Source organism: Sulfurivermis sp., from assembly GCF_059410345.1.
Genome location: NZ_JBLJDO010000023.1, coordinates 37,411 through 45,858, shown reverse-complemented (window position 1 = coordinate 45,858; position 8,448 = coordinate 37,411). Strand labels below are relative to the sequence as shown.

Below are 8,448 nucleotides of genomic sequence, written 5' to 3'. Positions count from 1 at the left end.
AACGATGATTAAACGACGTATTGACAGATAATTGCCTGACTGAATTACTCCATTTCATAAAATCACCTTTGTGAACAGGTGGTTGGCTCCATCCGAAGGAATGCGGGTAGGGCGAATATACCGCGATTTGCCGGGATAACAAAATATGCCCCCTGCCCTGCGCGATAACACAACATACCCGCGACATCACTCCAACCATTTTTCGCGTAACAACAAATAGTTACACACGCCCCGACAGCATGTGCCGGCTGATATGTTGCAAACCTCCATTGCATATGTATATTTATACATCTATCGTATTTTAACCACCACAGGAGTTTATGGCATGGAACAGCCAGCGAAGGAACCGCCCAAGGGGCGCCTGCTTGACCGACTGCGGGATGCGATTCGTACCCGTCATTACAGTTACCAGACGGAAAAGGCCTATCTGCACTGGGCGCGCCGTTTCATTTACTTTCATGACAAGCGGCACCCGCAAGAGATGGGGGAGACCGAGATTGCCGCCTTTCTTTCCCATCTGGCCGTGGAGCGGCGGGTCTCGGCCTCCACGCAGAATCAGGCCTTGAATGCGCTGTTGTTTCTTTACAAGCAAGTGCTGGAACGGGAGGTGGGGATGATTCAGGGCGTGGTGCGGGCCAAGCGGCCGGTGCGTTTACCGACCGTGATGACGCGGGATGAGGTGGCGGCCATCCTGCAGCGCCTAGCGGGGCGCGAGTGGTTGATGGCGGCGTTGATGTACGGTACCGGCATGCGCGTAATGGAGTGTCTGCGCTTGCGGATAATGGATATCGAGTTTGGCTTTCACCAAATCCGGGTGCGTGACGGCAAGGGACAGAAGGACCGCTCCGTTCCCCTGCCGGACAGCCTGATCTCTGCCATCAGGCAACAGATTGAAGAGGTGAAGCGCGTTCACGCCGCCGATCTGGCCGATGGGCTGGGTGAAACATCGCTGCCGTTCGCGCTGGAACGGAAATACCCCAATGCCGCGCGTGAACTTGGCTGGTGGTATCTGTTCCCCTCTTCTCAGACCAGCCGCGATCCGTACTCTGACCGTACCAAGCGTCATCATGTCGATGACTCGGTCATTCAGCGTGCGGTGAAACAGGCCGTGCGTGACTCGGGTTTGAACAAGCAGGTTTCCTGTCACAGTTTTCGCCATTCGTTTGCCACTCATCTTCTTGCTGCCGGTCATGACATCCGCACCATCCAGGAACTACTCGGCCACAACGATGTGAAGACCACGATGATCTACACCCATGTTTTGGGCAAGGGTGGCCAGGGGGTGTTCAGCCCGCTGGACTCGTTGGGGGTGGGAAGCGGGATCGGCGGTGCTCGCCCGGAGGAGCGGGCTCCTGCGGGAGGAGGATTGATGTTCATGTAGGGGCGTAGGAGCCCACTCCGTGGGCGAACATTCCGTCGGTGAATAGACGCTTGCCCCAGCGCTGTTCGCCGAGAAGACTCGGCTCCTACAAGATAATTCGCCCTCGGAGAGGGCTCCTGCGCATGGGCTCCGATTGCCCCCTCCCGACCTCCCCCACTGTCGTGGGGGAGGAGAATAAGGGGCGGGGTACTGCCGATGCCATTCGCCCGCAGAGCGGACTCCTACAATTTCCATTTTCTTATGTCGCATTCCTACGCCGAACTCCACTGTCTGAGCAATTTCACCTTTCTGCGCGGCGCCTCGCATGCGGAGGAGTTGGTGGCGCGTGCCGTCGAGCTGGGCTATGCGGCGCTGGCGATCACCGACGAATGTTCGCTGGCCGGCGTGGTGCGGGCGCATGTGGTGGCCAAGGCGCAGGGGCTGAAGCTGATCATCGGCAGCGAGCTGCGTTTTGGTGACGGCATGAAGCTGGTGCTGCTGGCGATGAACCGGGAGGGATATGGTCATCTATCCCAACTGATCACCACGGCGCGGCGGCGCAGTGCCAAGGGGGAATATGCGCTGAGTCGGGACGATCTGACGGATGGTATGCCCGGGTGCCTGGTGTTGTGGGTGCCGGAGTATGCCAGCCCCCTCCCTAACCCTCCCCCTGCCAGGGGGAGGGAATGTTCTCTTTGTGATCCTCCCCCTGGCAGGGGGAGGGAATGTTCTCATTGTGATCCTCCCCCTGACAGGGAGAGAGAATGTTCTCTTTGTGATCCGCCCCCTCCTGAGGAGCGGGAATGTCCCCTCCCCCACGACCGTGGGGGAGGCCGGGAGGGGGCGCTGATTACGGCGCAGTGGCTGGCGCACACCTTTCCCGAACGCGCCTGGATCGCCGTGGAGTTGCACCGTGGCGCACAGGACCGCGAGCACCTGGAACAGCTGGAGCATTTGTCGCAAGCGAGCGGCCTGCCGCTGGTGGCGGCGGGCGACGTGCACATGCACGACCGCGCGCGCCGGCCGGTGCAGGACACGCTGACGGCGATCCGCCTCGGCACCACGCTGGCCGCGGCGGGTTTCGCCCTGTATCCCAACGGCGAGCGGTATTTGCGTCCGCTGGATGATCTGGCGCGGCTGTACCGGCCCGAGTGGCTGGCGGAGACGCTGCGCATCGCCGCGCGCTGCACCTTCTCCCTTGATGAGTTGCGTTACGAGTATCCCGAGGATGACGTGCCGCCGGGCGAGTCGGCGGCGGCCTATCTGCGCCGCCTCACCTATGCGGGCATGCACGGCCGTTGGCCGAACGACGTGCCGCAGAAGGTGATCGGCCTGGTGGAGCATGAGCTGGAGATCATTTCCGCCATGCACTACGAACCCTTCTTTCTGACCGTGCACGACATCGTGCGCTTTGCGCGCAGCCGCGGCATTCTGTGCCAGGGACGCGGCTCGGCGGCCAATTCTGCGGTGTGTTATTGCCTGGGCATCACCGCCGTCGATCCATCGCGCGCGGAGATGCTGTTCGAGCGCTTCATCTCCAAGGAACGCGACGAACCGCCAGACATCGACGTGGACTTCGAACACGAACGGCGCGAGGAAGTTATCCAGTACATCTACCAGCGCTACGGCCGCGAGCGCGCCGCCCTGGCGGCGACGGTGATCACCTATCGCCGCCGCAGCGCGCTGCGCGACGTGGGCAAGGCATTGGGGCTGTCGCTGGATCAGATCGACCGGCTGACCGCAGTGCTGGCCTGGTGGGATCGCGGCATCCCGCCTGAACGGGTGCGCGAGGCGGGGTTGGACCCGGACAGCGCACTGGTGCAGCAGGTACTGCATCTGGCCAACGAGCTGCGCGGCTTTCCGCGCCACCTGTCGCAGCATGTGGGCGGCTTCGTCATCAGCCGTGGACCGCTGGCGCAGTTAGTGCCCATCGAGAACGCTGCCATGGAAAACCGCACGGTGATCCAGTGGGACAAGGACGATCTGGAGGCCCTGGGCCTGCTCAAGGTGGATGTGCTGGCGCTGGGCATGCTGTCGGCGCTGCGCCGCTGCCTCGACCTGTTGGCACAACACCGCGGCCGCTGCCTCACGCTGGCCGACATTCCCGCTGAAGACCCGGCCACCTACGCGATGATTCAGCAGGCCGATACCCTCGGCGTGTTCCAGATCGAGTCACGCGCGCAGATGAGCATGCTGCCACGGCTGAAGCCGGCCTGTTTCTACGACCTGGTGATCGAGGTGGCCATCGTCCGGCCCGGCCCCATTCAGGGCGACATGGTGCATCCCTATCTGCGCCGGCGCCAGGGGCTGGAGCCGGTGAGTTATCCCAATGCAGAGGTGCGCGGCGTGCTGGAACGCACGCTGGGCGTGCCGATCTTTCAGGAGCAGGTGATCAAGCTGGCGATGGTGGCGGCGGGCTTTACCGCCGGCGAGGCCGACGGCCTGCGCCGCGCCATGGCGGCGTGGAAGCGCAAGGGCGGCTTGGAGCCGTTCGAGCGCAAGCTAAAGCAAGGCATGCATGAACGCGGTTACAGCGATGAATTCGCCGAGCGCATCTACCAGCAGATCCTCGGTTTCGGCGAATACGGCTTCCCCGAGTCGCACAGCGCGAGCTTCGCCCTGCTCGCCTACGTCTCCGCCTGGCTCAAGTGCCACGAACCGGCGGCCTTTGCCTGCGCCCTGCTCAACAGCCAGCCGATGGGGTTTTATGCGCCGTCACAGATCGTACAGGACGTGCGCCGCCATGGTGTCGAGGTGCAACCGGTGGATGTGCTGCATAGCGCGTGGGACTGCTCGCTGGAACCGCCCTCCCCCTCCCCGTCCCTCCCCCTTGCAGGGGGAGGGAGTGACAACCCCATCCCCCACGATAATGAGGAAGGCCGGGAGGGGGCTGTTTTCCTCTCCGATCATGGCGGAGATGGGGATGGTGCCCGTCGAAGCCCCCCACCCCTGCCCTCCCCGCCTGGCGGGGAGGGGGCCAAGCCCCTCCCCCACGACTGGGGGGGAGGCAGGGAGGGGGCCGTGTCTCTCTCCGATCATGGCGGAGATGGGAATGGTGCCCGTCGAAGTCCCCCACCCCGCCCCTCCCCGCCTGGCGGGGAGGGGGCCAAGCCCCTCCCCCACGACTGGGGGGGAGGCCGGGAGGGGGGGCTTACCCTGCGCCTCGGCCTGCGCATGGTGAAGGGGCTTTCCGCCGACGCTGCCGCGCGCCTCGTCGCGGCGCGTAACCAGCGCCGCTTCAGTTCCGTGCCCGATCTGGTGCAGCGTGCCCGACTGGAGCGGCGCGATGTGGACGCCCTGGCCGCCGCCGGCGCGCTCGCCACCCTCGCCGGGCACCGGCGCCAGGCACGCTGGCAGGCACTGGGCAGCGAACCGTCGTTACCGCTGTTTGAACAACTGGAGTTCGCCGAAGCGCAGCCACGATTGCGCGCCCCCAGCGAGGCGGAGGATCTGATCGCCGATTACGCCAGCACGGGCCTCACTCTCGGCCGCCACCCCCTGGCCCTGCTGCGCGAACGCCTGCGCCGCGGCGGCAACGTAACGGCCCAGCAGCTCGGCGTGCTCGATGACGGCCGCCATGTACGTCTCACCGGCCTGGTGACCACACGCCAGCACCCCGGTGCCGGCGGCACGGTGTTTCTCACCCTGGAGGATGAGACCGGCGTGGCCAACATCATTGTGTGGAAGGATCGCGTGGAACGCTATCGGCGCGAAGTGTTGCAGGGGCGCCTGCTGGAGGTGCGCGGCCGGCTGCAAAAGGAAAGCGGCGTGATACACCTCGTTACCGGGCGCCTCATCGATCGCAGCGCCTGGCTCGGAGAGTTGCCGACGGAGTCACGCGACTTCCATTGAGACACGCCGCGCCACACGGCGCTCGTCCCATCCCACATAGAGGTGTCCCGAATTCGGAAGCCCTGAACTTATTCAGAGTTTACTTAGCCCTTCTTCTGTAGGCTCTCGGTGATCCAGTGGGCAGGCACCGGCTTGCTGAACAGATACCCCTGTGCAGTGGCGCACCCCTCCTGCAACAGAAAGGCCTGCTGCTCGGCGGTTTCCACACCTTCCGCAACGATGTCCAGTTGCAGGCTGCGGCCCAGGGCGATGACGGCGCGAATGATCGCGGCATCGTTGATGTCATCGGGGATATCGCGCACGAAAGAGCGATCGACCTTGAGGGTATCAATGGGAAAACGCTTGAGATAACTGAGCGAGGAATAGCCGGTACCAAAGTCGTCGATGGCCAGGGTGACGCCGAGGGCGCGCAACTCGTCCAGCACACGGATGGTTTCCTCCGCATGCTCCATGACCACGCTTTCGGTGATTTCCAGCTCGAGGTATTGCGGCGCCAGGCCGGTTTCCTGCAGCACTTCCCAGACTGTGGTGACGATGCCGCCGCGCATGATTTGCATACCGGACAGATTGACCGCCACATGCTCCAGTTGCAACCCCATGTCCAGCCATTGCTTCATCTGCTGGCAGGCCGTGCGCAACACCCACACGCCGATGGGCTGAATCAGGCCGGTTTCCTCCGCCAGGGTGATGAAACGATCTGGCGCCACCAGACCCAAATCCGGATGACGCCAACGCAGTAGCGCCTCGGTGGCATACGGCTTGCCGTCGGCCAGGCTGACCTTGGGCTGGTAATACAGCACCAGCTCATCACGTTCCAGCGCCTGCCGCAATGCCGCCTCCATCTGGAACCGCTCCACGGCGTTGGCCGTGAGAGCAGCCGTATAGAACTGATAGTTGTTGCGGCCCCGCTCCTTGGCCCGATACATGGCGATATCGGCGTTTTTGACCAGGGTTTCGGCGTCGTCGCCATCGTCGGGGAACAAGCTGATGCCGATGCTGGCGCCGAGGTGGATGTCGGCGCCGCCGACACGGAAGGTCTCCTGGAATACGTCGAGCAGTTTTTGCGCCACCTGTGCCAGATCGCCGGATGAGGCCACCTCCTCGGCGATGACGATGAATTCATCGCCGCCGGTGCGGGCGATGGTATCCGTCTCACGTACGCGCTGCTGGAAGCGTTGCGACACCTGCTGCAACAGGACATCGCCCACCGGATGACCGAGGGTATCGTTGACATCCTTGAAGCGATCCAGATCGAGGAACAGCACACCGACACGGTGGCCGTTGCGCCGCGCATGGGACAGGGCATGGGTCAGACGCATGTTGAACAGCACACGGTTGGGCAGATCGGTGAGCGGGTCGTGGTGCGCCAGATGGTCCAGTTGTTGCTGCGAACGCTTGAGCACGGTGATGTCGGTGAATACCAGCACATAATGGGTCACGGCACCGCGTTCGTCGTGTACCGCGCTCACGGTGATCCACTGCGGAAACGCCTCGCCGTTCTTGCGGCGCGCACGGGCCTCGCCCTGCCACTGACCGGACTGATGTACCTGCGGCCAGACATTCTTGAACAAGGCCTCGTCCGCGGCATCCGCATGCAGCAGGGCTATGGTCTTGCCCTTGACCTCGTCCCGCGTATAGCCGGTGATCGCCACGAAGGCGTTGTTGACCGTGGCGATACGGCCGTCGACGCCGATGATCATCACGCCCTCGGCGGTACTCTCGAACACCGCCGCGGCCTGACGCAGCTGCATATCTATCTCGCGCTGCTCGGTCACGTCCCAGAAGATGCCGAGAATACCTATGGTCTGGCCTTGCTCATCGCGCAGCGGCGATTTTACCGTGTGGATGTAACGTGTCTGTCCGTCCTTAAAATAGGGTTCTTCGCGCTCATCGATATCGCCGCTCGCAATTACCTGGCGATCGATACTGCGATAACCTTCGGCCAGTTCACGCGGGTGAAAATCGAAATCGGTCTTGCCTGCGATACCGTCCTGTGTGATCCCCAGATCATTTGCGTATTGACGGTTACAGGACACGTAGACCAGTTCGGTATTCTTGAAGAAAACGCGCTGCGGCAGGTTGTCCACCAGCAGGCGGTACAGGCGCTCGCTGTCGCGCAGCGCCTGCTCGCGGATCTGCACTGCCCCAGCCATGCCGTTGAAGGCGTTGCCGAGCCGCCCCAGTTCATCACGGCTGACCACTTCGACGCGGCGGGCATAGTCGCCGCGCTCGATGGCCTCTGCCCCCTCCACCAGGTGATCGACCGGACGGGAAATAGTGCGGTTGGCTGCCCAGGCGCCAACCGGAACAATGACCAGCGCCGACAGCAGCAACACCACCAGCAATACCGTTTGCGTACGGCGGATCTCGCCCTGCACCACAGCCTTTTCCACACCGGCAACCACATACGCCTTGGCCTGACGCTCCAGCGGCAGCAAACGGGCTGCGAGGTAGTAATCGGCATGCTCAAGCGTCAGCGCCACTTCCCCGTCGACGGCCTCACGCAGCGGTGCGACGACACCAAGCTGCTTGACCAGTACCGTATTCAATCCGCCCAGGCGAGAGCCGTCATCGAACAGAATGGCGACCCCCACACCGCTCTTCTGCTGCATCGCTTCCGCGAAATCCTGCAGGATGAAGTTGGTGGCTGTTAGCACACCCACGGTCAACACGCTGCCGTCCGGATAGGCGCGCAGTACCGGCACTACCGTTTCCTGCACAAAGCCGCGCAGACAGCGCCGATATGCCATGGTCGGCGGCATGTCGTCGCCATCCCGCTCCAGCTCCAGCGTCTGCGGCAGCTCGCCGCGCTGCCAGGAGCCGTCACCGGACTCGCTGCGCAGGTAAACCACCGGCAGACCGTCCTGCCACGACACATAACCACTGAGCGGCGCCTCGGCCGCGGAGAAGAAGGCCAGCAGGGTGCCACGCCCGTCATACACCGCAAGCTGCCCCACATCGCCAGCGCGCGCCTGGTTGCGCAACATGTCGGCCAGATGCTTCTTTTCCACGTCGTAGATCAGCGGCTGGTAATCCTCCACCGCGGCGTACTGGTGGATCATGCTCACCGACGCCACCAGGTCGTCGCGCTGCACCAGGCTGCGCGCGTTGTTCTGCAGATGCATCTCGCGCAGCGCCAGTTCCTCGTTCACCAGCATAAAGACCTTGGCAAACTGTTGCTGAGCGGTGTCGAGATGGAATTGCTCGATCAGATGCGACAGCGCGATACCAACTAC

At 63.2% G+C, this 8,448-nt stretch carries 2 protein-coding genes and 1 pseudogene; 2 read left to right on the top strand and 1 reads right to left on the bottom strand.

Features of this window, described 5'->3' with window-relative positions; all coding sequences use genetic code 11:
• Positions 1-325: 325 nt before the first annotated feature.
• Both ACMV8A_RS13905 and ACMV8A_RS13900 read left to right on the top strand, forming a co-directional pair.
• Positions 326-1,381 (top strand): integron integrase, encoded by a 1,056-nt coding sequence (locus ACMV8A_RS13905; protein ID WP_495326477.1) that lies wholly within the window; start codon positions 326-328, stop codon positions 1,379-1,381.
• 240 nt (positions 1,382-1,621) lie between these two features.
• Positions 1,622-5,212, top strand: coding sequence for an error-prone DNA polymerase (locus ACMV8A_RS13900; protein ID WP_495326475.1), 3,591 nt, complete (start codon positions 1,622-1,624; stop codon positions 5,210-5,212).
• 83 nt (positions 5,213-5,295) lie between these two features.
• Here ACMV8A_RS13900 and ACMV8A_RS13895 read toward each other — a convergent pair.
• Positions 5,296-7,485: pseudogene (locus ACMV8A_RS13895) on the bottom strand (bifunctional diguanylate cyclase/phosphodiesterase); the annotation flags it as partial.
• Positions 7,486-8,448: the final 963 nt, after the last annotated feature.